A 22,952-nucleotide genomic window follows, 5' to 3' on the forward strand; every position below is an offset into this window, starting at 1 on the left:
TCAGAAAACCTCCCTCACCCATCCGCCGCCCTTCTTCATGGGCAGCTTCGTTGCCTTCACCATGCGGAAGTACGGCAACACCTCCGCGCACAACTTGATCTTCATTTGCCCGTGGGCCGTCACGAATCCGCCCTTGGTTTCGTGGATCTCCAGTCGCGTGTCGGCTGGGAGCACCAGGAAGTCCACCTCGTAGAACGTGTTGTCAGCCAGGCGCACACGCATCGGGTGGAACTTCCAGTCGAGGACAAGCCCTTGGCGCTTCTCTTCGTCCAGCAGGATGGAATAGGCGCGCTCGGTCTTGTTCATCTGGTCCTTGGGCAGGCGGCCCAGCGCATGGAAGCGCGCCATCGGGTCGGCCTTCTTGGCCGGCGCCGGCTTGGGCTGGCGTGCCTGGAGCGCGGCCAGCTGCTCTGCGGTCCATCGGAGCATCTTGCTCATGCCGCGGCTCCCATGAACATGCTGGTCTGGATTGGATTGGCGCGGCGATCCCAGAACACCAGAGACTGGCGCGACTCGATCCGCTCGCGCATGACCTGAGCTCGCGATTCCTTGCTGGCCGGCGTGTAGGCGCCCTTCCACTTCGAGTCGATGCCCACGTTCTGGGCGATGTTCGTGCTGTCGGCGCTGGCAAAGGGAAAACGGCTAAAGACTTCCGGGTCCAGCATGCGCAGGCCGTGCAGCTTGCAGACCGGCCGGCCGTGCTTGTCGCACACCACATCCATCGCCTCGGACATGCGCGTCCACCATGCCGCCGTGCCGACCTGCGCGTAATCGCCAGAACTGCCAAGGCACACGCGCGGCCATGCCATCGCCAGTCGTTCCAGGCGCTCCAGGCTTTCGTGCAGGTGCCAGACCGGGGCGCCGACCCACGGGGCACGCTCGCGCCACGGCCACTCAGCCAGCAGGGCATCGTTCGCTTCCTCGTCGCCGTCGATCACGTCCGGGATCACGGCGAAGTCAAAAGAGGGGTACCGATGAAGCTCGGCCACCCATTCATAGAACGGGTTCCAGTCGGTAATCGGCTTGCCAGAGCGCCAGGCGGAGAAGGCGCCGTTGTCTACGGCGAAGGACTGCGCCACCTCGAGGACGATGCCGAGTTGGTCAGGGCGGTGGAACGACACGAAGGCGTGCCCGGCAAAGACCGCCTTGGCTGCGGCCGTCGTCGGGGTAATGGGAGTTCCGTGGTAATGGATCACACCGACACTCCCACGAGGAGGGCGACGTCGTCGTCGCTGGTCTTCGGGCCGATCTGTGCCACTACCGAGACGCCAGACTCCAGGATGCGGCGATGCACGGCACTGATGTAGGCCAGTCGCTTCTGGCTGTCAGCCTGGGCGCCCGGTTCGCCGCGGCGCGTTTCGATGTCGACGCCGCGATGGTGGGCACGCAACGTCTGCTGGCCGCCCAGCGCTTGGTGCAGCCCGTCGGCGATGGCTTCGTGGTAGGCGCTGCGGTGCTGCGCGCATGCCGCGATGATGTGCTCGGCGTGGATCATCGTGCTGCTGGCGATCTCCAGCGCGTAGACGATCATCGCGCCGTTGGCTGGACACTTGCACACGAACTGGTGACGATAGATATTCATACCCCTCTCCCCTTGATCCACTCGCGGCGCTGGGCCGCCTGTTCCTCCGATACAGCCGCGTGCTTACCGCAGGCCTGCACCTCGGCGCCGATCCAGCGCAGCGTCAGCGCTTCTTTCAGGCACCGGCCCATCCCAACCCGGGCATGGGCCCGGTCGCTGGCCTCCAAGTGCGCCTCTCCGGCAGCGGTGCGAGGCTTCACAGTGAAGTGCCGGCACGTAATGCAGTGGTCGCTCATGCCGCCTCCTGCTCTGATGGATAGAAGAAGGCGAGGATCCGGGCATGCATGGCCTCGTCGCGCTCTGTCTCCCGCAGGAGCTGCTGGCGCCACGGGCCTTCCCCTGCGCGCTTGAATACACGAACCTTGAACGACATGAAAAGCTCGCCCTCCTCTACCTTCCAGGCGACGCTCAGTTCCGCGGCTTTCGCCTTGATCCCCTCGATGCTGTTCCACCACTCGGCGGCGGTCTGCGTCGGCGTAGCTGGGTCAGCCGGCTTGCCGGCCACAGCCGCCGCGGCTTTGGCGGCCTGCTCGCGCGCCGAGCGAATAATCCCCAGGATGTAGCCGGCGTTCGGCCTCTCGTTGGGCTTCTTCATGCCGAACACCTCGACCGCTTCTGCGATCTCCTGGTCAGACACGGCCAGGCGGACCATCTCGGTGACGTCGGCGTGATTGCTGGTCACCGCCATGCCGTAGGTCTTGCGGAGCAGGATGGCCAACTGCACGGGCCGCGGGTTTTCCTCGCCGGTCGTCTGGTTCAGCGGGTGTGATGTGGCGTGGGCTGCTGCCCCCGCGTTGCCGCTGAGGTTCACATCACCACTAACCTTTGAAGTAGTAGGTGATGGTGATGGTGAAGGGCATTGCTCAGGCACAGCTCCGGGCAGTCCATCGGGCAGTCCATCGGGCACTGCTTCGGGTTGTGCTTCGAGCATGCTTGGAGCATCGCTTGCGGCATGCCCGGGGGACTTCCTGCCCCACCTCTTTTCTGCTGCTAGTGTGGCTTTTGCTACGGCACTTTCTTTCCGCGTCTGGCTTGCCCGAAGCTCTTCATCGGCGCGCTTCTGGTGCAGCAATCCGTTCTCTTCCTTGAAGAATCGGATCACAGCAGGCTTCGCCCTCTTCCATGCGGCAGCCGTAAGGCGCGTGATCTGCGCGCCAGCGTCGCGTCGTCGTGGGGCGGCGGCCCATTGCGCCAGTAGTCCATGAGCAGCAGCAGGTATGCCCCATGCTGCTCAGTGGTCAGGCGCGTGGTGTCCGCCAGGTAGTCGCCGATGAACAGCGGCATCCAGACGTCCGCCTTGTCTTTGGCCTTGCTCACTTCGATACCTCCAGGGGCGGCAGGTACGCCGCCAGCAAGGTTTGCGTCTCACGGGTCAACTCGGCCTCATCAAAGCCATACACGGCAGCAAAGCGCTTCACGCCCAGACCGTGCACGCCGGTGTTGCCGCGGTGGTGCTCCGGGCAAAGCGGGATGGCGTCTCGGTGCTCGGCGCGCTGGCCCATGCCGGTACCCTTGCGCGGGTGATGGATCTCCGCCGGCGTGGCGCCCAGGCCCAGCCGACGGCAGCAGGCGCAGCCGAGCGCGGCGACGTGATCAAGGTAGATGCGCTCCGCCTTCTTCGCGCGCGTCTTCCCCTTCTTCTTGAAGGGGCTGGGAACCAAGCCTGCGGTCTGTCTCAGCCAAATAGTTGAATGCAGTGGCGTTCTTCGACGAAGTTGGGTGCGACGCTTTAGCATGACGCAACCCAATCCGTCGTCGACAGATTTTGCGCGGGCTTTACCCCCACCGAAGTACGATTGAAAGTGGAAGCCTTGTATGCCAGCATCGCTAGCTCAACAATTTCGAGAGGACAACAATGGCACGATTCCGCATTGAAACGGTCACCGATCCCGCAACCGGGCTTATCTATACCGAGATGTATTACCCCGAAAATGCAGCTACCCCTTCGGCACGCACGAAGCCCATCTATCCTTCGCATGAAGCTGCCGAAGCAGATGCAGTGAAGATGTTCCAGGACTGGGCGGAGGGTCTGGATAAGCAGTGATCTAGAAGTCTGCGTACTACTAGTACCAGTATGTTGGAGGCCAGGACTCATGCGGCCTCCAGCCGTTTTCGCTCGCGGGTCGACCAGCTTCCCATCTCAGGCACGTTCGCCTGAACCAGTGCGGCCGCCATAGGCGGGCTGACGCTATTGCCGCACATGCGCACCTGGGCATGCTTCGGCAGGCGCTTGCCGCCGATGATCTCTGGTGCGATGTCGAGCAGGAGTTGGTCGCGGATCATGCTGTCGCCCTCGTTACTGCGCTGCGGCCATAGCCGCCGCAGCACTCGAGGGTTCGTCAGCCAAGCTCAGCAGTTCCTGCCAGGCGCCCGTCGCTTCGCACTTCCGCTCGCCAGAAACCGTCAGGCGGCCAGCATCAAGCAGACCGCGCGCCACTCGGCAGACGGATCCCATAGGGAGATTGGTTCGGTAGAAGAGATCCCATCGGGTCAGTTTGACGGCCGGCCCGGTGAAGTGGGACATCACCATGTCGTTCTGGACGACTCGCTTTGCGTTCGTGATTGCATCGTGCGAGGCCGCTTGCGTTTCAGACATGCGGCGGTCCGAGGGGGTGCTGTAAATTTGTTCCATGTTTCTCCCCGGCTTTCCGGTAAATGACTTGGGTACGCGGCGCCTTGTATCGGCGCGCTGTTATCAGGCAGCCTTCATTGCCTCGATTTGGGATTCCAACTCGCGGATGCGGCGCTGCTCGTTTGTCTCGCGGCTGGTCACGAAACCGCAGACGCTGTCTTCGTACTGGCGGATGGCCCAGTTGCCGCAGAGAGCCTGGAACTTGATGCGGAAGTCGAACGGCAGGTACTTCTTCCCGCTCAGGATGTTGGAGAGGTGCGACTTGGGCATGCCCAGGATTGCTGCCGCATCCGAGATCGAATAGCGAACGCGGCGTTTCGCCCAGCAGAGGACTGTCGCGTCTGCCTCGTGGCGCAGGCGTGCGATCAGAAAGTCCGCAACCATCTCCGGCTCTCCGACGACTTCGAAAAACGGCATCTCCCGTTGCATCTGTTCGCTCCCTAACAGTTGTTCCACTTGTTCCGCCTAGCGTTCCACGTACCAAGCGGCGTCAAATGAAGGCGTCACTTCGGACGCCTCTATGAACCGCGAACTGCGCTTACTTCCCGTTGCTGCACCTTTTGCTCTTGCAGCAGTATTCGCGCACGAAGGCCCAATCGACTTTGTCGTTGAGTTCTTCACAGGCGACGGCACCTTCGGTGAGCCGCTCGATTACTGGGCACTGCTCGGCCGACACCGGCCGCTTGCCAGAGATCCACTGGTAGACGAGTCCTTGGGAGACCCCAAGTCGCTTTGCGAAGGCGGCCTGGCTGGTCTTCGTGGTTTCGAGATATTCGGCGAGCTTCATGAACCAAATACTAGCATAGCTAGTTAAATCGTCAATAGCTATGCTTGTTGTGCAAACAAATAGCATTGCTACACTCGCGCGCATGTCGCGACCAAGCAAAACTCTCGAAGCCTGGCAAGCCGAAGACGCCGCGCGTCTGAAGGCGCTCTATGGCGAGCGCAAGGGCAAGATGAGCCAGGAGGAATTCGGCAGCCGGTTCGAAATCGGCAGCCAGGGCATGGTCTGGCAGTATCTGAACGCCCGCCGTCCTCTGAATATCAAGGCGGCCACCGGCTTTGCGCGTGGCCTAGGTGTCGAAGTCGATGCGTTCAGCCTGCGGCTGGCTGAGGAGATCCGCAGGGCCTCTAGTACCGTCACCGACACGGTTCCGACCGTCCCTTCTGGCGCCGAGGCTGGCGGGAAGCCATCGGATCGATTGCGCATCGTCATGGCGGAGCAGCATCTCGACATTCCCGGGGTGGCGCAGCTCTTGGGCGTTGAATCGGCCGTCGTGCGTTCATGGCTTGAGCAGGATGCGCCAAAACTGCATCTGCACCACGCAGTCAAGCTGCAAGAGGCCTATGGCTACAGCCCTGCGTGGCTGATCAATGGCAAAGGGGAAGCGCGGCTATCGAACCTCCAGGAGGCCGAGCTGGACGAGCCCAGCCTGCCCGAGGACACATTCCCAATTCCACAGAGTGTTTTCAAACGGATTCCGGTTAGGGGCATGGCGCAGTTGGGAGACAACGGACACTTTGTCGATATTGAATATCCAGTCGGGCACGGGGATGGATACCTCTATTTCCCCACTGCCGACCCTGATGCGTACGGATTGCGCTGCAATGGTGAGTCCATGCGACCGCGGGTCAAGCACGGAGAGTTTGTAGTTGTCGAACCCAATCGCGCCGTAACCAATGGCGACGAGGTCCTGGTAAAGGCCCAAGACGGCCGTGTCATGGTGAAGGAACTGGCCTACGTCCGCGACGGCGTCGTGCACCTGTCGTCCGTGAACGAGCGCCACGGCATGCTGCGGATTCCTCAGGAACAGATCGTCCGCCTGCAGTACGTAGCCGGCATCGTGAAGTCCTCGGTCTGGCGGCCGGATTGATCGCCGATACGTGTTGGCGAAGACGAAAGCTTATGCGCCACTCACCCACAGCTCACACAAAAACGCGACCTAAGAATGGAAAGTCCAATAACTTCGTCTGAACCCGGTATTAGGAAGGCCCTTTCCCACCTCGACTCCATGCTGGTCCCGAACGAGGTCGCGAAATGCTACGCCGTGCAGCGCCGACTCTTCGCACTTCTCCATCGCCGGGTCATGGTGGCGGCGACCTCGGGGAGGCTGATCGGCATCAGCCGGGGCTTGATCGGCGGATTCACGCCAGTGGACATCCGCTGGCAAGACGTCAAAACGGCAAACGTCAAAGCGGGAATCTTTGGCAGCGACATTACGATCACCGCCCTCACCCAGCCTGACTTAGCGAGCGGCGGGACCGTACGCACGTTCCAATTTACCGGGCTCAGGAAGGCCGACGCGCAGGCGGTATATCGTGCCTGCCAGGCGCAGGAACAAGCATGGCGCGAAAAGCGGCGGCTTCGCGAGTTGGAAGAGTTGCGAGCCAAGTCGGGCGGCTTCCAGGCATCATCGCCGCGCGACGTGTCGTTCGGGAACGACGAATCCAACTCTGGCAAGGGAGATCTCACTTCGCGCCTCAAGCGCGCAAAAGAGATGCTCGATAGCGGTCTGATCAGCGATTCCGAGTACGAGACGATTAAAGCGAAAGTTATCTCGGAAATTTAGCCTTATGCGCGCACGTCGCCCTCAGTTGGGACCGCAGAAGGTTTGGATGCCGGCCGCCATGGGGCTGCGGGCACATCCCATGGGGAGAAGGACCAATGAACGATTCAGCCAAAGAGATGATGCTGTATGACGCCCAAAAGAAGAGCGTCGGCGTCGCCTATGCACTGTGGTTCTTCTTGGGCATGTTTGGGGCCCACCGCTTCTATGCGGGGTCCAACGCGATTGGCTTCGGCCAAATGGCGCTCAGCATCCTTGGCTTCCTCGTCCCATGGGGCGTCGGCCTCTTCATTTTCGGTGCGGTCAGCATATGGGTGCTGATTGATGGGGTACTTCTTCCAGGTGTGATTCGAGACTACAACGTGCGACTGGCGAGTAGCCTGGGGAACGCTTGAGCTTCCGCAGCTGTGAAGCCATCGGCCTGGCGGCCGGATTGATATATGGCAGCGCAGTCGTGGCTCGGATCGAGTCGATCATCTAGAAGTGGCTTACATACCAACAACATAGTCCCATCAAGGGAGAGCACGGGTGACCCACGTATTCGGCGGTGAATGGACGGAACAAAAGCTCGTGGCCTTGAAGAAGTATCTGGAGGCCTATCGGAAGATTTTCACGATCAATGAAAAAGCCCGGTACTTCCGAACCGTCTATATTGATGCGTTTGCCGGTACCGGCGAGCGCAGCGACAAAGCGCCGGCTTCCGAGAAGCCAACCCTCTTTGACAACACCGACATAGATGCACCACAGGCCACCGGCCTGCACAAAGGAAGCGCTCGCATTGCACTCGAGCTTGAGTCACCGTTCGATCAATACGTCTTCATCGACAAGAATCCCAAGCATACTGCTGGCTTGACGGAAATGATCGAGCATGATTTTCCGAACCTTAGGTCACGGTGCCGCATTCTCACAGGCGATGGCGTGGAGATTGTCCGCGAGCAATTGATATATGGACATGACTGGAAGAGAACTCGGGCTGTGTTGTTCATCGACCCCTACGGAATGAACATCCACTGGGATCTGATCCAGCGCATCGCTGCCACGCAAGCAATCGATATGTGGCTCCTTTTCCCGCTTGGCCAAGGTATGAATCGGCTACTTAGTCGCGATCATCTTCCGAATCCAGGTCATAGCGCGAAGCTCACTGCAGTGCTCGGCACTGACGAATGGAAGACGCGGTTCTACAGTAGCCAAACACAGACGGATCTCTTTGGCATCGAGTCGGAGAGCAGCTTGAAAACTGCCACATTCGAAAATATGGTGGAGTTCCTAAAAGAACGCCTTTCGAGTGTGTTTGCTGGCGTTGCATCCGACGTCATGATGTTGGAGAACTCGAAGGGTAGCCCACTGTATGCCCTTTGCTTTGCAGCCGCGAACAAGGCTGGTGCTAAGACCGCCATTAGAATCGCTTCCGATCTCCTCCGAACGCGTCTATAGTACTGTACGTTTAAACAGTACCTCATACCATGGCCACTACCACCACGATCGAATGGACTGATATGACGTGGAACCCGGTCACGGGCTGCATCAAGATCAGTCAAGGCTGCAAGCACTGCTATGCCGAACGGATGGCAAAGCGCCTTCATGCAATGGGTAGCGCGCGATACGAGAATGGCTTCGCCCCTACACTGCATCACGATCTCATTGATACTCCCCGCCGCTGGAAGAAGCCGCGTGTTGTCTTTGTCAATTCGATGAGCGACCTGTTTCAGGAAGACGTGCCTCTCGATTTCATCCAAGCCGTCTTCAAGACCATGGTCGAATGCCCACAGCATACCTTTCAGGTCCTGACTAAGCGTGCAGACCGACTGGCGCAGGTCGCTGATCAGCTGCCTTGGCCTGCGAACGTGTGGATGGGCGTAAGTGTCGAAGATGATCGGGTAGTGCATCGGATCAAGGACCTTGCGTCCACGCCTGCCCAAGTCAAATTCCTCTCTTGTGAACCACTGATCGGACCTCTTGAAAAGCTGCCTCTCGCTGGGATCGACTGGGTCATTGTCGGCGGAGAGTCAGGGAAAGGCGCTCGCCCAATGGAAGAAGCGTGGGTTCAATCGATCCGCCGCCAATGTCGAGCTGCTCGTGTCGCCTTCTTCTTCAAGCAGTGGGGAGGTGTCCGGAAAGACCGAACGGGTCGCGAGTTGAACGGCAGAACATATGACGAGATGCCAAGAAAGCGCGGATCGTCACTGACCCAGCTAGCCGCGTAGTCAAAGCCCGCCACCCGGCGGGCTTTTTGTCGCCCGCACCACACACCTGAGCCGCCCTTGTGGCGGCTTTTTTACGCACGTTGCTATCAACACTAGCGAAGCTATTAAAACAATAAATGCAAAACAACTAGCGTAGCTATTGAATTAACAGACTAGCGTTGCTAGTATTTCTCCATCAGCTCACCGATGGAGTCACAGATGTCCCGTCCCACCTAAGCCAGGATCTTCCGCCGCCAGCCGGCGCGCGCTGACCAGTCGCACACCGTCGTGCACGCCGCCGACCTGTTGGATGCTTGAGATGGACCGCAGATGCCAGCCAAGGAATCAGCGGCGCAGGTCCCGGTAGGCGTCCATGAACTCGAAGAAGTACTTGGACGCTGCAAGCAGGAAGGCGAGGAATTTGTTGATAGCAACCAGCACGGCGTTCTCTGCTGGCAACGGACGAGTGAGAGCAATGACCACAAGCACCAACGAAACGAACCAAGACAGCGTCTTGATGAAGGCGGCCAAGTGGAAGCAGCGCCGTCTGACTGCGGCCTGGGTTGCTGCGCTGATTAACGCCGGGATCTTCGTTGCTTGCCAGAACCGGGCAATCCCCTCCTGGATCTTGGTCTTGATGGTCTTCATCAACGCCGCCCTCTGCTTGTCTGTGTTGTTCGATCTGCGCAGCAAAGCATAAACCAACCGCAATACACAACACACCACCCGGTGCGTGTCACAAGATGGAGAGCGACATGGTTTCAGCGGTCAGGGAGCGCCACCGCTCCAAGGGCTCGGGCGGCATCCACATCCTCCGTGGCAAGGACCTGAAAGCCGTTGAGCAGCGGGCCCGCGCCATCGTCAGCGCGATAGATGCCATGCGCAGCCCCTCCATGGGCCTGCCGCGCATGGACACCGCCAGCGGCGATCACATCGTCGAAGTCCGGTACTACGGTCTTTGAGGGGGAACGTTATGGCTACCACCGTCACGATCACCCACAACGGCACCTCCCTGCTGGTGTCCGGCAGCTACTGCCGCGGCTATGACGCCACGCTCGAGCAGCCTGGCGAGCCCGACGCCTTCTACGTGGACACCGTCACCGACAGCGACGTCGATGTCACGCACCTGCACGACCTGAAAGAGATCGCCGGCCTGGCGCTGGAAGCGCATCTGGACAACGAGGCGGCAGAGGCCTGCGAGGCGGCTGACCGTCAGCGAGAAGAGCGTCGCTTTGCCTTCGGGGTGGCGGTATGAAGCCAACAATCACAAAGGGGCCCTGGCGCGTCGAGCCATTCATCGTCGACGGCAAAACCGTCTCCATTCAAGTGCGCGGCCCCGCCAGGGACGATAACGCGCGCGGCCTCATCCTGCCCCAGACCTCGTATGCATCCGACGAGCAGCAGCGGATTTGCTATGTCGAATCCGAGGCTCAAGCGCTGGTGAATGCGCGGGCAATGGCTGCGGTCCTGACCTACTTGCTGTCGCCATCGAGGTGGATCGCCTGCTGACCAAACAGAAGTGGATCGTCGACGGGTTGGACCCAGAGAGCCGGCTACTTGCTGCTGCACGAGCCGCCATCGCCCAAACCACCGGAGAGCAGCAATGACCGCAGAACAAGCGGCAATGCGCCAGGCCATGCGCGAAAACTTGCAGCGCGAACTGTTGCGCGAGCTCCAGCTGGCGCACCGGATCATCGTCAACGCCCTGGCAGTCATGACCCCCGCGCAGAAATCGGAGTGGGCCGCCAGAAACATCCTGAGCGGCAATGACAGCGAAGGCACCACCCGCGCCCACGAGCGCGCGGCAGTCATCGCCAAAGCCATTGGGAGCGCAACGTGACACAAGACAAGCTGCGCGAAGCCCAGACCCGAAGCCGCGCCCTCCTCTATTACGTGCTCGGCTTGTTCGCGGTCGTCGCCGCAGCGCACGAAATCACTCTCTATCTCGGAGGCTGAACATGATCACCAAAAACACAGATCTGCGCCACGTCGTGACCGGCGTGAAGCTCTCCCGCATAGAGCGCATGGAAGCGCAGTTGCGTCACATGGTTGCGTCGAACCATGCCCAGCGGCAGCAACGCAAGGCTGAGAACTCGCGCCGCGGCATCTCCCCGCGCGTCGCGATCGGGAGCGCGCACGTGCCCGCCGCAGTGGCCCGCGCCTTCGCGTACATCAAGGTGGCCTGACAGCCCCGCCATTCAAAGAGGAATCCATGGGAGCACCCGAAATCGAAGTTCTGGATCCGGCTCGGGCAGAGCCGGCCCTCGCCCTTGCGCTGTATGACCCCATCATGGCCGGCCTTGCCGAGCTGCGAGAGGCCGGCGCCGAGGCCTTTGACGTGGAATCGACGGCCGGCAACAAGGCCGCCCGCGAGTTCGTGCAGCGCTGCGTGGCCACCCGCACCGCAACGGATGAGGCCTACACGAACTGGAATCGCCCGATTCTGGACACGCAGAAACGGGTACGCGAGAAGCGCGACGAGATCCTGGCAGCCGTGAAGGAGATCGAGCAGCCGGTCAAGGATCAGATCGACGCCGAGCAGAAGCGCAAGGACGAGGAACGCATTGCTAAGGCCCGCGCCGAAAGCGCTCGTATTAGCGCGCATCAAGCCTGCCTGAACGCGATCGCCACCCTGCCGAAGGAATACCTGAGCGCTTCCGTCGCCGACGTGGCTGCTGCCATCCGCGATCTGGAATCGCCGGAATACCTTGGCCAGCGCAACTGGGAGGAATACGCTGACCAGACCAAGGGGACGGTCGATACAGCCCTTTCCACCCTGCGCGTGCACCTGGAGAACGCCAAGGCACGCGAGGAGCTGGCGGCCATGAAGGCGAAGCAGGAAGCCGAAGCCGCGGCCCGCCGCGCCGAGGACGCCAAGGCAGAGGCTGAGCGCAAGCGCGTAGCCCGCATCAAGGAACGCATCCACGCGATCGAGACTTCCCCGTCGACCTGCATCGGTCTGGGCGTGAAGCAGATCCAGCAGCGGATCGCCGCGCTGGCCGCCGAAGCCGCCGACGACTTCGCCGAGTTTCAGGCCGAGGCCGGCGCCGCGATCGAAGCCGCGCTGGGCAATCTGAACGCCATGCTGGAAACCGCTCGCGATGCCGAGGAGCTGGCCCAGCTGCGCGCCGACAAGGCCCGCCGCGAGCGCGAAGAAGCCGAAACCGTCGCCCGCAAGGCACGCGAAGAGCAGGAAGCCAAGGAAGTCGCCGAGCGTGCCGAGCGTGAAACCGAGGCAAAGCGCCAGGCCGATGCCCGCGCCGCCGAGGAAAAGCGCCAGCGCGAGGAAGCCGCCGTCCGCCGCCGCGAGCAAGAGGCCGCTGCGGCCGCCGCCAAGCGCGTGCGCGAGCAGGCAGAAACGCTGCTGGCCCTACTGGTCGAAGCCCGCGCCCATGTGCCGGCCGGCGACCTGGCCGACCGCATCGACACCACCATCAACGCAGCCACCGGAGCCAAGCAATGAACAGTCCGGAGCAATTCGCGACACAAGCCGTGCAGCAGATGGACGTGAATCTGATTTCGGGCCCGGCCCCGGAAAGCCTCGGCCAACTGTTCGAGGCGCTGGCGACCGCTCAAGGCGAGTTCCAGCCCATCGCGAAGAGCCGCACCGCGTACGTGCAGCCCGAAGACCCGAGAAAAGCACCGTACACGTTCGATTATGCCGACATGGAGGAGATCCGGAGCAAGACCACTCCGGCCCTGTCGAGGCACGCCTTGGCGCTCATGCAGATCGTCTCGGACAAGCCCGAAGGGGGCACGCACATCCGCACAATCATCGCTCACAAGTCCGCGGCCCGCATCGAGTCGTCGCTTAGTCTCGTTCGCGGCGATGCCGACCTCAAGAGCTTCGGGGCATCAATTACGATCCTGCGTCGCTACATCGTGGCGGCCATGCTGAATGTTGCAGGCGAAGCGGACCTTGACGACAGCCCAGATCCCGACGCCGGTGTCGGCCTGTCACCCGTGGCGCCCGAAGTGCACACCGGCATGCGCGACGCGACGACCATCAGCGAGCTGAGCAAGCTCATGGGCGGGCTGGAGAAGTCGGAAAAGGCCAAGTATCACGACTACTTCAACCAGCGCATGCAGGAACTGCGCGTGGCGCAGGAGGCGGCGTAAATGTTGATCGTGGAGTGCGAGCAAGGCAGTGATGCCTGGCTACAGGCCCGCGCCGGGGTCAACACCGCCAGCAATTTCAAGATCGCCCGGTCCCGCAAGAAGGGCGGCGACTGGTCAGAGGACGCGCTGAACCTCGCATTCGGCACCGCAATCGAGCGGGAGAGCGGCTTCCCGCTGAACGAGGGGCACGAAACCTGGCAGATGCGCCGCGGCCGTGAAATGGAATCGGACGCGCGCATCGCACACCAGGCCGACATCGGCGTCTACGTGAAGCCGGTTGGCATGGTGCTCACCGATGACCGCATCTTCGGCGCCAGCGCCGATGGCTGGATCGGCAACGACGGCGGCGCCGAATACAAGTGCCTCGTCTCGACCAAGGAACTGCGCACGACCCTGATCAACCACGACCTGCAGCAGTACATGGACCAGGTGCAGGGAAACATGTGGCTGTCCGGCCGCGCCTGGTGGGACCTCGGGGTGTACTGCCCGGCCATGAAGGCGGCGACCGGCAAGGAATTCTTCCGCTGGCGCTTCAAGCGCGACGACGACTACATCGACGCCATGGTGGCGGATCTGATGGAGTTCGAGAAGCTGGTGCAAAGCAATCTGGCCGAGCTGCGCAAGCTGGCCGCCTGATCCACTCCGGAGAACAGAATATGTGGTTTCGCAATCTCACCCTCTACCGCCTCACAGACTTCCAACTGCGCGCCGAGGAACTGGCCGAGGCATTGGAAAAGCACGCATACACCTCGTGCACGGATCTGGAAATGTCCTCGCAGGGTTGGATCTCGCCGCGCGACGGCGGCAGCCTCGTCCACAGCGTCAACGGCCAGATGCTGATCACCTTGTGCATCGAGAAGAAGCTGTTGCCTGCCGCCGTGGTCAAGGAAGCTGCTCAGGAGCGCGCCGCGGAGATCGAAGAGCAGCAAGGCTACAAGCCCGGCCGCAAGCAGCTGCGCGAGATCAAGGACGCCGTCACTGACGAACTTCTGCCCAAGGCATTCAGCATCCGCACCAAGATTTCCGCATGGATCGATCCTGCCAATGGCTGGCTGGCGATCGATGCATCCAGCAGCGCGAAGGCTGATGCCCTCCTCGGCTACCTGTTCAAGTCCGTGGACGGGCTGGAATTGGTCGCCCTGCGAGTTAAGCATGCTCCGGTGGCCGCTATGACGGAATGGCTCGCCACGGATTCGGCCCCGGCCGGCTTCACGATCGACCAGGATGCGGAACTGCGCGCCACTGGCGAGGGCCGCGCCACAGTGCGCTATGTGCAGCACACGCTGGAAGCGGAAGACGTGAGCCGCCACATCGCCGCCGGCAAGCGCTGCACCCATCTGGCCATGACGTGGAACGACCGCGTCTCCTTCGTGCTGACCGACGGGCTGACGCTCAAGCGCGTTGCGGCGCTCGATGTCCTGAAGGAATCGGCCAGCCCGGCAGAGCAGACGGCAGACGAGGCTTTCGACGGCGACTTCCTGCTGATGGCCGGTGAACTCGCCCGCATGCTGGCTGACCTTATCGACGCACTGGGCGGCGAACAGGTGCCCGAGGCGCCAGACGACCTGGTATCCGCTGCCGAGGATGCGGTCTCGCCGGCGAGCGGGGAACCCGACCCGCTCTACCCGCAGGCCGTGGAGGTGGTTCAGAAAGCCAAGCGCTCCAGTATCTCGTTGGTCCAGCGGCACCTGCGGATTGGGTACAACCGCGCGGCGCGCCTACTCGAGCAGATGGAGGGCGGCCGGATCGTCTCAGCGATGGGGTCTGACGGCAGTCGCTCGGTTCTGGCGGGAGCGGCAGCATGACGGCAAAGAACTGGATGGCTTGGACGCCAGAGGAAGATGCGCTCCTGCGCAAGCACTGGGGCAACAAGGAATCCACAAAGCGCCTCGCCACGCGCTTCCCTGGCCGGTCCGCTGCAGCAGTTCTGAAGCATGGCTATGTCGCGTTGGGGCTCGGCCCGCGCAATTGCGGCCGCGAGAGCTTTTCCCCGGTCTGGGAGGGCGTCAAGGGCTTGCTGGTCGGCGGAAAGATGATGACGTCCAAAGAACTGGCCAAGGCGCTGAAGGTCACGCCGCACGCTGTGCAGGAGTGCATGCGCGATCGCCACGGTAAGGAAGTGCACGTCGGCGGCTATATCAAGGTGGCCGCGCACTCCCCGCGGGTCAACCGCTGGAAGCTGGGCCCGGGTCCGGATGCGCCCCAACCTCCGCGCAAGACCAAGAAGGAGGTCAACCGCGAATATTCCCGCCGCATGAGCAAAGACCCCGAGTATTGCGCGCGGCAGAACCTACTGGCCCGGCCGCGCTACGCCGAAAAGATGGGAAAGCTGATCCGCCCGGACGCGGCCGTTCAGTGGATGCAGCAGGCGCCACAGCACGACGAGCAACCGATCAAGATGGGGATCGCCCGCCAAGGTGAATGCCATCCGCGCGCCGCGTTCTTCCCTATCGCCGGCAAGGGCTTGCTCAGTCGCACCACACCAAACCACACGACACCATGACCTGCAATGCCGCCCTATTGTGACTGCCGCCGTGTCCATCGTTCACCTGGCAATCGGCATCTATGCGCAGTACCGCCTGACGCTACGGATGGCAGATTTTGACAAAAAAGAAGGGAACCGAGGAATGATCCGCGACCAGTTTCTGCTCCAAATCGCAATGATAAGGACGCGGCATCCCTATCTTTTCAAGGGAACGAGATGGAGAAGTCCCTCCAATGACCACCCTCCCCAAGCCATTGTGTGCGATAGCAAAACCATCCAGAAAACTGCGAGTGCAGCACTGACGTATATGGGAATCCGGCTAACGGAAGGCTTCCAGAGAATCAGCTTGGAAGTAGCTTGCTCGATCCAGCCACGGCTGGCATTTACCCCAAGGTCCTCCGCCACCCAACTTCTTATTTGGTCTGGACCCATCGTGAGTGGATCGTTGACCCTCGCTCCAGTCTTGTTGACGTCGTCTAGCGCTTTCTGTTCGGCAGCGGTTAGGAAGTTTGTGTCTGATGAAAAGACCTGGAAGACCTTCTTATGGTCCTTCAGATCGTCCAACAACCATACCTCGAGTTGTCGAGCGGCGCGCTCCCAACGCATTTGCCAGAACTTCGCCCCGGCTGCCATAAGCATTTGCCAAATCGATACCGCCAAGCCAAGTCCGCAAATGGCAAAGGTAAGGATTGGTGCAGCTTGCCCACTCGACTGCACAAGCCCAGCGATTATTACGCCCTGGAAAATCATAAAGAAATTGTTTCGCTGCGTCAGTTGCGAGATCTCGAAATCTCGTTGGCGTAGCGTCAATTCGAACGCGGACGCGATATTCCCGGCTGGTGAGTCTTTTGGATCAGGCATGTTGTCTATTCCTCCTTCGTCGAGATCCTAGCATGAGCCTCATCAACGTCATCTCCCTCTCTGGTGGCAAGGTCAGCACGGCCATGGCGATCTTCGCGCTTGAGGAACATGGCCGAGATGCCTGCCGCTTCGTCTTTGCCGACACCGGCAACGAGCACGAGGCCAGCCGGAGAGTAAGACATTAGCGGGTGTGCGACATAACAACAGATGCAGAACACTATTAACCGGGTTATAGCTATCACCCGCCATACCTGGCGGATTGGAGTACGGGGTGAGCGACTTCCTATCAACGGCGCAACTGGCCGACCTGGTCGGATGCAAGCAGAACCAGCGTCACGAAATGGTCAAATGGCTGGACCGGGAGCGTTGGCGCTACGTCATGGACAAGAACGGCCTACCCAAGGTCGCCAAGGCGTACTACAAGCGAAAACTCGGGATCGAGGATTCGAAGGGGCAAGCGAAGTATGACGACGCGCCGAACCTCGCAGCGTTTGCGTAAAGAAGCCACTGGCATCGATCGGCTGGTCAAGTACATCGGCGCGAAGAAGGTCTCGTTCTACTACAAGCACCCTGACGGGAAGAGCGAGACCCTGGCCTCCGCCCCGCTTGGCGACCGCAAGGCAATCGCCGAGGCGGAGCGCGTCGCCAAGCGGAAGGCCCTGGACATTCAGGCCGGTCAGATCATCGCCGGGTCGGTGGCGGACCTGATTGATCGCTTCAGGACTGAGGTCGCCCAAACGCACTACCGTGACCAGTCCAAAGAAGGCAAGGCGGTCAGAGACAGCGCATTCGAGAACCTGACGAAGTTCTTCGGCAAGATGGCGCCGGCAGGGCTGAAGACCGTGCACGGCTACCAGTACCTCGATGCGCGGGCGAAGACAGGTGCGCCCATCAAGGCCAACAAGGAGCTGTCCCAAATGTCGACGATCTGCAACTATGGCGTCCGCTGGGGGCTGATGGAGGCAAACCCCTTCGTCGGCATGATGCTGAACAAGACCGACAAGGACGTCCGGACGGTCACCCGAAGCCAGGTGGTGCGGTTCTACCTGTGGGCCGTACGGCAAGGCCAGGCCTACCGGACCATGGGATGCGCCGCGATGTTCACCTACCTGACCGGCTTCCGCGCCGCCGAGGTCCGCCCGTTCCACCTGTCCGGGCTATCGGATGACGGCGTGCGCGTGGTCGGCGCCAAGCGAAAAAAGGGCGAGGCCGAGGTCGTCAAGGTTCGTGACTGGTCCCCTCGCCTGCGCGCGGTCGTCGAGCGGGCGAAGCAGACCGCCGCCGAGACTTCCACAAAAAAGGTGGTGGTCAAGAGCCTCTACCTGTTCCCGAACAGGAGGGGCCAGCCCTACAGCAAGAGCGGCTGGGGGTCGGTCTGGCAGGATGCGATGTGGGAATGGATCTCAACGTTTGATGTCGAGGCAGCAGAGGCACTGCGCGCCGAGCGAGAGCAATCCGCCGCGCGGCGAAAGGACAGAAGCGCGGGCGCCTGGACGTCCGGATATTCGATTGCCGAGCACGAGGCGTATTTCTCGACGCTCGACATCCGTCCGGCTGCGATCACGACAAAGCTCGAGCAGCGTTCAGCGGACGCCTATGACTTCGCTGCGCACGCGAACCCGTCAACAACGCATCGCCACTATGACCGGCGCAAGGTCAAACGGGCGGCGGCTACAGAATAAGGGGAGCAGAAAACAGAAACGGCGCCGATGGCGCCGTGGGAAAACTCCCATTTCCGCGGGAAATTCCGCATCGTGAAACGGTCATAAAACCCGTAAACCATTGATGCGAAAGAGAATTTTGGGGTGGCTGATGGGACTCGAACCCACGACGACAGGAATCACAATCCTTGTTCAATATCCATTGAAATCAAAGCACTAGCGCGTTTCTTTGGAAACCACCATGGTCTGCGACCCGCACCCTGTCTAGGCCGCTTTTACCAAGTTCCAAAGAAAGTTGACCCAGATACTGTATATCCGTACAGTATCCAGCCATGCCAAGATTACAGCCGATGCCGCGACCGCCCGCCCCGCCGGACGGCTACGACCCCTGCCCCATCGACCCTAACTACGACCGCTACTACATCCTGGATGAGGCCGGCCAGCCGGTGCGCGTCTATGACTACGGCGTGCACGCCCGCTGGGAGTCCTTCGAAGGCAAAGCCTTCCAGATCAGGGACATGCTCACCGACTATGGCGTGGAGGTCTGGACCTACTTCTCGGGCTGGGGCAGCTTGCGGGATGACGAGCCGCCCGTCTTCCGGACTACGGTCAGGGGGCCGCTGCTCGACAAGACATTTCGCTCGCTCACCTGGGAAGAAGCCGAAGACAAGCACCGCCGGGTGATCGAGAAGGTCCGCCGCACGATGTCGCGGAAGCCCGGCGTGTCGGACGGCGCCTGATAGCGACGGCCAAGCGGCGCGCGGAGACTGGCGGCATAACCATCAGGAGACTGCCATGCCAGGACAAGACATCCACGTAGTACCCGCCGATGGCCGCTGGGCCGTTGAGACCGAGGGCGGCCACGGCCGAGAGACGTTCGACACCCAAGCAGAGGCCATCGCCGCCGGCACCGAGAGGGCCAAGGCGAAAAAGGTCGAGCTGTTCATCCATGGCTTGGACGGCCAGATTCGAGAGCGCAACACGTTCGGCAACGACCCGCGCGACGTGAAGGGTTGACGCCATGCCTGGGCGGCGCGAGGCCCCGCCCCTGAACTTGGCCAGCTTCCCGCTGATGCTGGCCAAGCGCGGCGTGATGCCGCACGGTGACGACTGGCTCTACGAACTGAAATACGACGGGTATCGCCTGCTGGCGCGGACGGGCGACCCGGCGGTACGCCTGCGTGAAGGTGGCGACGCTACCAGCTGGTTCCCTGAACTGCACATCCCCTTGGCGGCCCTGCCCGCGGGCTGCGTGCTCGACGCCGAGGGCGTGGTGTTCGATGACATCGGCCGCCCCGACTTCAACGCCTTCCATGCGCGGGCCCTGCGCAGGCGCTGGTATCGCGGCGCGCCCCCTGTCGCCCTCGCCGCCTTCGACCTCCTGGTCCTGCGCGGGCGGGACATCCGAGACTGGCCCATAGAGAAACGCAAAGCGGCGCTGCAGAAGCTGCTAGGCGGGGTGACCGTTGGCCTGCTGTACGTGAGCGCCGTGGACGATGGTGAATGGCTCTACCAGCATGTGCGGGCCCTCGGCATGGAGGGCATCGTCGCCAAGCGCGCCGGCAGCCTGTACCGGGGCGGCGCATCCGACGACTGGCGCAAGATCAAGGTGCCTGGCTACCACCGCCTAGGCAAGTTCCAGCGTGAACCTCTCGCTTGACTGGTACGGGCGGACTGGCGCTGCGCAGTATTGGGTCCACCCGCGCATCCAGTGTAGTGGAGGGCGTGAAACGCTGGGCTTTGTCGATTAGTCCGCCACCGCCGCATCGGTGCCCTCGTCCGGCTCAATGGACTTTGCGCAGTGATCGCGATCAATCCAGTTCAGGAATCGGCAGAGGATACAGCCCCATCTCCTGCCCTGCTGCATGGCCTTGCCGGCCCGGCTTGAGATCGTCTCATCGGGACTGCCGCCCGCGATGGTGTTGACGAGCTGGTCGAAGGATATGAGCAGGTTCCAAAGGTAGCGCTTCATGATCCCTCCGCCGGCTTCGTCCCACCCGTCAGGGCGTCGTATGACCGCTCGCAGGCTTGGCCGGCGATACGGGCGGTGTCTGCGTATTCAGCCAAGATTCCCGCGCGGCGGTCAGCCCTTTCAAGCACGTCGGCAAGCATTCCGATGGGATCGAAGGCTGTCTGGCCTGCGCCGGCAGCGGCGGGATTCTGGCCGGCTCGGCTGGCGGCGAGTAGGTCGGCAACGCGGGCGCGCAGCCGGTCAGCAGCGTCGCCAGCACTGCGAGCGTCGTTGCGCGCAGCCTCAAGTTCCTTCGTTGCGGCATTAGCAATCTCCGTTTGCGCCGCCGTGCGGCGTTGTTCCTCCAGGCGCGCGGCATCGACAGCCTTGACCTGGTCGAAGGCGGCCAACCTGGCGGCCTTCTCCCGATCGGTCTTCATTTCCTCGATCTGGCCGCCCAGGCGCCAGCCGTTGGTGACCCAGCCGGCGGCGAACAGCAGCGCGGCCAGCGCCCCGACCCCGATCGCGCGCCACGGTATGTTGGTCGGGATCGGGATCATGCTTCGTCCACGTCAGGCAGGTCGACGGTGTGCCCGCTCAGGTGGTGCGTGCTGTCACCGAGGAAGGTGATCTGGCCGGGCTGCGCGCCATTGCATCCAACGAACGAATGGCAGCATCGCCTACCCTTGGAGCTCTCCCAGTCCTGCAACACACTCGGGGTCAGGACAGGACGCTCAAAATCACCATTGAATCCCCATTTCGGTTTGTTGGCCACGTGGGGCGACGCCTCCGTTTCGCCAGGAGGGAGCCAGCCAACAGGAATCGTCTTGCCGATGGGCGTACCGTCCGGCCATAAGCAGCCCGGGCAATTGAACCGGATGCCGTAGAACTTCCCTTCGCTGTCGCGGACGATCTTGGCCTTGCTCATACCTGCCTCCCTTCGCAGAACGCACGGGCTATTTGGCGCCGCGCCACGAGCCCACGCACCACCTTGCCTTTGACGTTGACCCAGAGTGACAGCGCCGCACACGCGCCGGCCATATCGCCTGCATTCGCCTTGCGTGCCATGCTGCTGCTGCAGAACGCCTCCACGCCGATGTTGTAGGCGGTATCGACGAACGCCACCTTCTGCCCATCGGTCAGCGGCACATGCACGCACCCCATGACGCCCTCGGCATGCCGCGCGAGATCGGCGTCCAATTTGGCGGCGCACTCGTTCGGCGTGTAGGTCTTGCCCCAGATCGCGTCTTCTGTCGCGCCGGTGCAGTAGGTGAGCACGCCGCCAATGTCGCGGTAGGTTTTGTAAACGGTGCCTTCGTTCGCTGGCACCACTTTCATCAGCACTGCAGCGGCCACCACCCCGACGATGGCCACCAGCCGGTTGCGCAGCGCGGGGTTCATTTCCAAATTCCCTTGACCGTCGACCAGGCGGCCACGATGCCCGACACAGCCGCGGCGATATAGCCGATTGGCCGCACGGCCTTGCCGATCCAGTTCAGCGCCTTGAATGCCCCGGCCGCCGCCTGGAACGCCTCGACAATGTCGGCAGTGTTCGACTCCACTCGGGCGGTTGCCTCGGTGTTGAGCTTCAGCTCTGACTCGATCGTGTTGACCCGTGCTACCAACGCCTGAAAGTTTTCTTCGTTCATGGTGTTGATCCCCGTCATAAGCCGCCAACCCGGCGGTACTTCATCAAATGGTCACGTGCAAATCATCACTACAGGTTGCTGCGCGACCGATACCGCTGGCGCCAACGAGAGCACCTCAATTGCAATCTGAGAGATTCGCCCCTTCGGATTGCTGATTGACAGCACCTCCGCTATCTCCTGGCTTACGCGCCCCTTCGGGTTCGGAATCGATATGACCTCGACAACAGTCTGGGAATTGCGGGCTGCAGTCATTTACGCGCACTCCACACCAAACTCGGCAGCATTGAGATTGGTTTTGGTCCAAGCTGCGCTGGTAGCCGGATCTGTTTCGCGAATCTCGCTGTAGTAGAGTTGCGAAGTGCCGAGCGCCTGCGCGGTACCCGAATAGTCTGTGCCGGCCGAGCGGGTCACAGCCTTCACCAATCGGTCCCCGGCATCATCCTTCAGGGCAGCAATGCTCAGTTGCACCCCGAAAATATTGACCGGAGTGTGCGAAATATCGCTGAATCCATAGGTGTCCTTCTGCGTGACGGTGCTACTTTCCACGTAGTCGGTAGTGTTCGGCGTCGCATCGTCGACCAGCGTGTAATGCGTGGAGCCCGAACTCGTCGCCCATGCAGCGTTGGCGCCATCCGATGTCGGATACAAGGTGTCGATGCGGACGTCGCCCAGGAAGTTATTGTTGCTCGATCCACTCTGGTCGCAGACATAGAGGTCATCGAACGTCATAGCGTTGTTGTTGCCGACCGCCCCTAATCGGATCTGATTTGCCGAAGCATTGGCTGTACTCTTTGTGTCTTGGCCAGTTGCCACGGTTATCCAATCGACTCCATTCACGCGCACCTTGCACGAGTTGGCCGAGATAGAGTCGGCAATGGTGACTTTGAACTCGATGAAGTAGAAATTGCCAGTTGTAAGCGCAGAAGTTGACGTTCCCCCAGAAAGCGCCGTGCCATTGCGCGTCACAGACAACGTCCCATCCAAATTCAATCGCAAGTCGCACTGTACGTTGCCAGCATCCAGCAACGTAAATATTACCTGCGAAGCGAGGGCACTAAAATTTACGGCGCTGCCAACTACAAAGCTGGCACTCGGAGGAAGAGTCTTGATGGCATGCGATGTTCCAGGGACCGACATCGCGCCGCCGCCGCGCCGTCCTGACGTTGCACCGATGGATACCGCACCGAACAAAGAGGTCCACTTCTTCGTGATATCCGCCGTCGCGTAGTGGTCATACCCATCCATAAAGATCAGTGACATTC

General features: G+C 61.4%; 42 protein-coding genes and 1 pseudogene. 23 read left to right on the forward strand and 20 right to left on the reverse strand.

What is annotated here, in order from left to right; all coding sequences use genetic code 11:
* Genes K307_RS38450 through K307_RS38475 form a run of 7 tightly spaced genes read right to left on the reverse strand, consistent with a single transcriptional unit; the run spans window position 1 to window position 3,243 of the window.
* Window positions 1–438, reverse strand: coding sequence for a hypothetical protein (locus K307_RS38450; protein WP_051975377.1), 438 nt, complete (start codon window positions 436–438; stop codon window positions 1–3).
* Window positions 435–1,196: a hypothetical protein gene (locus tag K307_RS38455; RefSeq protein WP_042886314.1), complete on the reverse strand. Its 762-nt coding sequence runs from the start codon at window positions 1,194–1,196 to the stop codon at window positions 435–437. Before K307_RS38455 ends, K307_RS38450 begins: the two co-directional genes overlap by 4 nt.
* A complete protein-coding gene (locus K307_RS48695; RefSeq protein ID WP_063771734.1) occupies window positions 1,193–1,582 on the reverse strand; it encodes a hypothetical protein in 390 nt (129 codons plus the stop codon). The genes K307_RS38455 and K307_RS48695 overlap by 4 nt, the downstream gene beginning before the upstream one ends.
* The gene (locus K307_RS38465) at window positions 1,579–1,818 is read right to left on the reverse strand and encodes a hypothetical protein (protein WP_042886315.1); all 240 of its coding nucleotides are present in this window, start codon (window positions 1,816–1,818) and stop codon (window positions 1,579–1,581) included. Before K307_RS38465 ends, K307_RS48695 begins: the two co-directional genes overlap by 4 nt.
* Entirely contained in the window at window positions 1,815–2,684 is an 870-nt protein-coding gene (locus K307_RS44705; RefSeq protein ID WP_155301352.1) for a hypothetical protein, read from the reverse strand. The genes K307_RS38465 and K307_RS44705 overlap by 4 nt, the downstream gene beginning before the upstream one ends.
* The gene (locus K307_RS38470) at window positions 2,681–2,899 is read right to left on the reverse strand and encodes a DUF1376 domain-containing protein (protein ID WP_051975379.1); all 219 of its coding nucleotides are present in this window, start codon (window positions 2,897–2,899) and stop codon (window positions 2,681–2,683) included. Before K307_RS38470 ends, K307_RS44705 begins: the two co-directional genes overlap by 4 nt.
* The gene (locus K307_RS38475) at window positions 2,896–3,243 is read right to left on the reverse strand and encodes a Ref family recombination enhancement nuclease (protein WP_051975380.1); all 348 of its coding nucleotides are present in this window, start codon (window positions 3,241–3,243) and stop codon (window positions 2,896–2,898) included. The genes K307_RS38470 and K307_RS38475 overlap by 4 nt, the downstream gene beginning before the upstream one ends.
* 194 nt (window positions 3,244–3,437) lie before the next feature.
* Here K307_RS38475 and K307_RS38480 point away from each other — a divergent pair, with 194 nt between their 5' ends.
* Window positions 3,438–3,626 carry a hypothetical protein gene (locus tag K307_RS38480; protein WP_042886316.1) on the forward strand — a complete coding sequence of 63 codons (189 nt, stop codon included), beginning with the start codon at window positions 3,438–3,440 and terminating at the stop codon, window positions 3,624–3,626.
* Between the two features lie 47 nt (window positions 3,627–3,673).
* Here K307_RS38480 and K307_RS38485 read toward each other — a convergent pair whose 3' ends face one another.
* The 4 genes from K307_RS38485 to K307_RS38500 form a co-directional block, all read right to left on the reverse strand.
* Window positions 3,674–3,865 (reverse strand): hypothetical protein, encoded by a 192-nt coding sequence (locus K307_RS38485; protein WP_155301353.1) that lies wholly within the window; start codon window positions 3,863–3,865, stop codon window positions 3,674–3,676.
* A gap of 13 nt (window positions 3,866–3,878) precedes the next feature.
* Window positions 3,879–4,214 carry a hypothetical protein gene (locus tag K307_RS38490; RefSeq protein WP_042886319.1) on the reverse strand — a complete coding sequence of 112 codons (336 nt, stop codon included), beginning with the start codon at window positions 4,212–4,214 and terminating at the stop codon, window positions 3,879–3,881.
* Window positions 4,215–4,277: 63 nt separating this feature from the next.
* Window positions 4,278–4,670: a hypothetical protein gene (locus K307_RS38495; protein WP_155301354.1), complete on the reverse strand. Its 393-nt coding sequence runs from the start codon at window positions 4,668–4,670 to the stop codon at window positions 4,278–4,280.
* 82 nt (window positions 4,671–4,752) lie between these two features.
* Window positions 4,753–5,001 carry a transcriptional regulator gene (locus tag K307_RS38500; protein WP_051975381.1) on the reverse strand — a complete coding sequence of 83 codons (249 nt, stop codon included), beginning with the start codon at window positions 4,999–5,001 and terminating at the stop codon, window positions 4,753–4,755.
* Window positions 5,002–5,041: 40 nt separating this feature from the next.
* Between K307_RS38500 and K307_RS48315 the strand changes: the two genes are divergently transcribed.
* From K307_RS48315 to K307_RS38525, 5 genes are all read left to right on the forward strand, one after another.
* Complete coding sequence (locus tag K307_RS48315) at window positions 5,042–6,088, forward strand: S24 family peptidase (protein WP_155301355.1); 1,047 nt, start codon at window positions 5,042–5,044, stop codon at window positions 6,086–6,088.
* A gap of 138 nt (window positions 6,089–6,226) precedes the next feature.
* Window positions 6,227–6,784: an SHOCT domain-containing protein gene (locus K307_RS38510; RefSeq protein WP_230626335.1), complete on the forward strand. Its 558-nt coding sequence runs from the start codon at window positions 6,227–6,229 to the stop codon at window positions 6,782–6,784.
* 95 nt (window positions 6,785–6,879) lie between these two features.
* The gene (locus tag K307_RS38515) at window positions 6,880–7,176 is read left to right on the forward strand and encodes a TM2 domain-containing protein (RefSeq protein WP_042886322.1); all 297 of its coding nucleotides are present in this window, start codon (window positions 6,880–6,882) and stop codon (window positions 7,174–7,176) included.
* 133 nt (window positions 7,177–7,309) lie between these two features.
* Window positions 7,310–8,215, forward strand: a complete 906-nt coding sequence (tcmP, locus tag K307_RS38520) for a three-Cys-motif partner protein TcmP (RefSeq protein WP_042886323.1) — start codon at window positions 7,310–7,312, stop codon at window positions 8,213–8,215.
* Window positions 8,216–8,244: 29 nt separating this feature from the next.
* The gene (locus tag K307_RS38525) at window positions 8,245–8,985 is read left to right on the forward strand and encodes a DUF5131 family protein (RefSeq protein ID WP_042886324.1); all 741 of its coding nucleotides are present in this window, start codon (window positions 8,245–8,247) and stop codon (window positions 8,983–8,985) included.
* A 324-nt stretch (window positions 8,986–9,309) separates the two neighbouring features.
* On the opposite strand, the gene K307_RS38530 is transcribed toward K307_RS38525, so the two are convergent.
* Window positions 9,310–9,612, reverse strand: a complete 303-nt coding sequence (locus K307_RS38530) for a hypothetical protein (protein WP_042886326.1) — start codon at window positions 9,610–9,612, stop codon at window positions 9,310–9,312.
* 107 nt (window positions 9,613–9,719) lie between these two features.
* Between K307_RS38530 and K307_RS38535 the strand changes: the two genes are divergently transcribed.
* The 11 genes and pseudogenes from K307_RS38535 (at window position 9,720) to K307_RS38580 (ending at window position 15,586) form a co-directional block, all read left to right on the forward strand.
* Window positions 9,720–9,926: a hypothetical protein gene (locus K307_RS38535; protein WP_042886327.1), complete on the forward strand. Its 207-nt coding sequence runs from the start codon at window positions 9,720–9,722 to the stop codon at window positions 9,924–9,926.
* Between the two features lie 11 nt (window positions 9,927–9,937).
* Entirely contained in the window at window positions 9,938–10,219 is a 282-nt protein-coding gene (locus K307_RS38540) for a hypothetical protein (protein ID WP_042886328.1), read from the forward strand.
* The gene (locus tag K307_RS38545; RefSeq protein WP_042886329.1) at window positions 10,216–10,473 is read left to right on the forward strand and encodes a hypothetical protein; all 258 of its coding nucleotides are present in this window, start codon (window positions 10,216–10,218) and stop codon (window positions 10,471–10,473) included. The genes K307_RS38540 and K307_RS38545 overlap by 4 nt, the downstream gene beginning before the upstream one ends.
* A 94-nt stretch (window positions 10,474–10,567) precedes the next feature.
* Window positions 10,568–10,804, forward strand: a complete 237-nt coding sequence (locus tag K307_RS38550; protein ID WP_042886330.1) for a hypothetical protein — start codon at window positions 10,568–10,570, stop codon at window positions 10,802–10,804.
* 118 nt (window positions 10,805–10,922) lie between these two features.
* Window positions 10,923–11,150, forward strand: a complete 228-nt coding sequence (locus K307_RS38555) for a hypothetical protein (protein ID WP_042886331.1) — start codon at window positions 10,923–10,925, stop codon at window positions 11,148–11,150.
* Between the two features lie 26 nt (window positions 11,151–11,176).
* Window positions 11,177–12,427, forward strand: coding sequence for a hypothetical protein (locus K307_RS44710; RefSeq protein ID WP_051975382.1), 1,251 nt, complete (start codon window positions 11,177–11,179; stop codon window positions 12,425–12,427).
* Window positions 12,424–13,083, forward strand: coding sequence for an ERF family protein (locus K307_RS38565; RefSeq protein WP_042886332.1), 660 nt, complete (start codon window positions 12,424–12,426; stop codon window positions 13,081–13,083). Before K307_RS44710 ends, K307_RS38565 begins: the two co-directional genes overlap by 4 nt.
* The gene (locus tag K307_RS38570; RefSeq protein WP_042886333.1) at window positions 13,084–13,719 is read left to right on the forward strand and encodes a lambda exonuclease family protein; all 636 of its coding nucleotides are present in this window, start codon (window positions 13,084–13,086) and stop codon (window positions 13,717–13,719) included.
* 20 nt (window positions 13,720–13,739) lie between these two features.
* Window positions 13,740–14,627, forward strand: a pseudogene (locus tag K307_RS38575) (recombination-associated protein RdgC); the annotation flags it as partial.
* Complete coding sequence (locus K307_RS50500; protein ID WP_268989268.1) at window positions 14,628–14,888, forward strand: DNA translocase FtsK; 261 nt, start codon at window positions 14,628–14,630, stop codon at window positions 14,886–14,888.
* Window positions 14,885–15,586 (forward strand): hypothetical protein, encoded by a 702-nt coding sequence (locus K307_RS38580; protein WP_042886335.1) that lies wholly within the window; start codon window positions 14,885–14,887, stop codon window positions 15,584–15,586. The genes K307_RS50500 and K307_RS38580 overlap by 4 nt, the downstream gene beginning before the upstream one ends.
* A gap of 177 nt (window positions 15,587–15,763) precedes the next feature.
* On the opposite strand, the gene K307_RS44715 is transcribed toward K307_RS38580, so the two are convergent.
* Window positions 15,764–16,429: a hypothetical protein gene (locus K307_RS44715; RefSeq protein WP_051975383.1), complete on the reverse strand. Its 666-nt coding sequence runs from the start codon at window positions 16,427–16,429 to the stop codon at window positions 15,764–15,766.
* 32 nt (window positions 16,430–16,461) lie between these two features.
* Here K307_RS44715 and K307_RS48320 point away from each other — a divergent pair, with 32 nt between their 5' ends.
* The 6 genes from K307_RS48320 to K307_RS38615 all read left to right on the forward strand — a co-directional run bounded on the left by K307_RS48320 (window position 16,462) and on the right by K307_RS38615 (window position 19,750).
* Complete coding sequence (locus K307_RS48320) at window positions 16,462–16,614, forward strand: hypothetical protein (protein WP_155301356.1); 153 nt, start codon at window positions 16,462–16,464, stop codon at window positions 16,612–16,614.
* 86 nt (window positions 16,615–16,700) lie between these two features.
* Window positions 16,701–16,928, forward strand: a complete 228-nt coding sequence (locus K307_RS38590; protein ID WP_042886336.1) for a DUF4224 domain-containing protein — start codon at window positions 16,701–16,703, stop codon at window positions 16,926–16,928.
* Window positions 16,894–18,111 carry a hypothetical protein gene (locus K307_RS38595; protein ID WP_155301357.1) on the forward strand — a complete coding sequence of 406 codons (1,218 nt, stop codon included), beginning with the start codon at window positions 16,894–16,896 and terminating at the stop codon, window positions 18,109–18,111. The genes K307_RS38590 and K307_RS38595 overlap by 35 nt, the downstream gene beginning before the upstream one ends.
* Before the next feature lie 329 nt (window positions 18,112–18,440).
* Window positions 18,441–18,830, forward strand: coding sequence for a hypothetical protein (locus K307_RS38605; RefSeq protein ID WP_042886338.1), 390 nt, complete (start codon window positions 18,441–18,443; stop codon window positions 18,828–18,830).
* A gap of 55 nt (window positions 18,831–18,885) precedes the next feature.
* Entirely contained in the window at window positions 18,886–19,107 is a 222-nt protein-coding gene (locus K307_RS38610) for a DUF2188 domain-containing protein (protein WP_042886339.1), read from the forward strand.
* A 55-nt stretch (window positions 19,108–19,162) separates the two neighbouring features.
* Window positions 19,163–19,750 (forward strand): hypothetical protein, encoded by a 588-nt coding sequence (locus K307_RS38615; protein WP_230626337.1) that lies wholly within the window; start codon window positions 19,163–19,165, stop codon window positions 19,748–19,750.
* 87 nt (window positions 19,751–19,837) lie between these two features.
* Here K307_RS38615 and K307_RS38620 read toward each other — a convergent pair whose 3' ends face one another.
* Genes K307_RS38620 through K307_RS48325 form a run of 7 tightly spaced genes read right to left on the reverse strand, consistent with a single transcriptional unit; the run spans window position 19,838 to window position 22,950 of the window.
* Window positions 19,838–20,062, reverse strand: a complete 225-nt coding sequence (locus K307_RS38620; RefSeq protein WP_042886341.1) for a hypothetical protein — start codon at window positions 20,060–20,062, stop codon at window positions 19,838–19,840.
* Window positions 20,059–20,601, reverse strand: a complete 543-nt coding sequence (locus K307_RS38625; protein ID WP_042886342.1) for a DUF2514 family protein — start codon at window positions 20,599–20,601, stop codon at window positions 20,059–20,061. Before K307_RS38625 ends, K307_RS38620 begins: the two co-directional genes overlap by 4 nt.
* On the reverse strand, window positions 20,598–20,969 hold the full coding sequence (locus tag K307_RS38630) for a DUF6527 family protein (protein WP_042886343.1): 372 nt from the start codon (window positions 20,967–20,969) through the stop codon (window positions 20,598–20,600). The genes K307_RS38625 and K307_RS38630 overlap by 4 nt, the downstream gene beginning before the upstream one ends.
* Complete coding sequence (locus K307_RS38635) at window positions 20,966–21,442, reverse strand: lysozyme (protein WP_042886344.1); 477 nt, start codon at window positions 21,440–21,442, stop codon at window positions 20,966–20,968. The genes K307_RS38630 and K307_RS38635 overlap by 4 nt, the downstream gene beginning before the upstream one ends.
* Window positions 21,439–21,690, reverse strand: coding sequence for a hypothetical protein (locus tag K307_RS38640; protein WP_155301358.1), 252 nt, complete (start codon window positions 21,688–21,690; stop codon window positions 21,439–21,441). Before K307_RS38640 ends, K307_RS38635 begins: the two co-directional genes overlap by 4 nt.
* Window positions 21,691–21,741: 51 nt before the next feature.
* The gene (locus tag K307_RS38645; RefSeq protein WP_042886346.1) at window positions 21,742–21,942 is read right to left on the reverse strand and encodes a hypothetical protein; all 201 of its coding nucleotides are present in this window, start codon (window positions 21,940–21,942) and stop codon (window positions 21,742–21,744) included.
* Window positions 21,943–22,950, reverse strand: a complete 1,008-nt coding sequence (locus K307_RS48325) for a hypothetical protein (RefSeq protein ID WP_155301359.1) — start codon at window positions 22,948–22,950, stop codon at window positions 21,943–21,945.
* Between the last annotated feature and the right edge of the window lie 2 nt (window positions 22,951–22,952).

This window comes from Cupriavidus necator A5-1 (genome assembly GCF_000744095.1).
Taxonomy (GTDB): Bacteria; Pseudomonadota; Gammaproteobacteria; order Burkholderiales; family Burkholderiaceae; genus Cupriavidus; species Cupriavidus necator_A.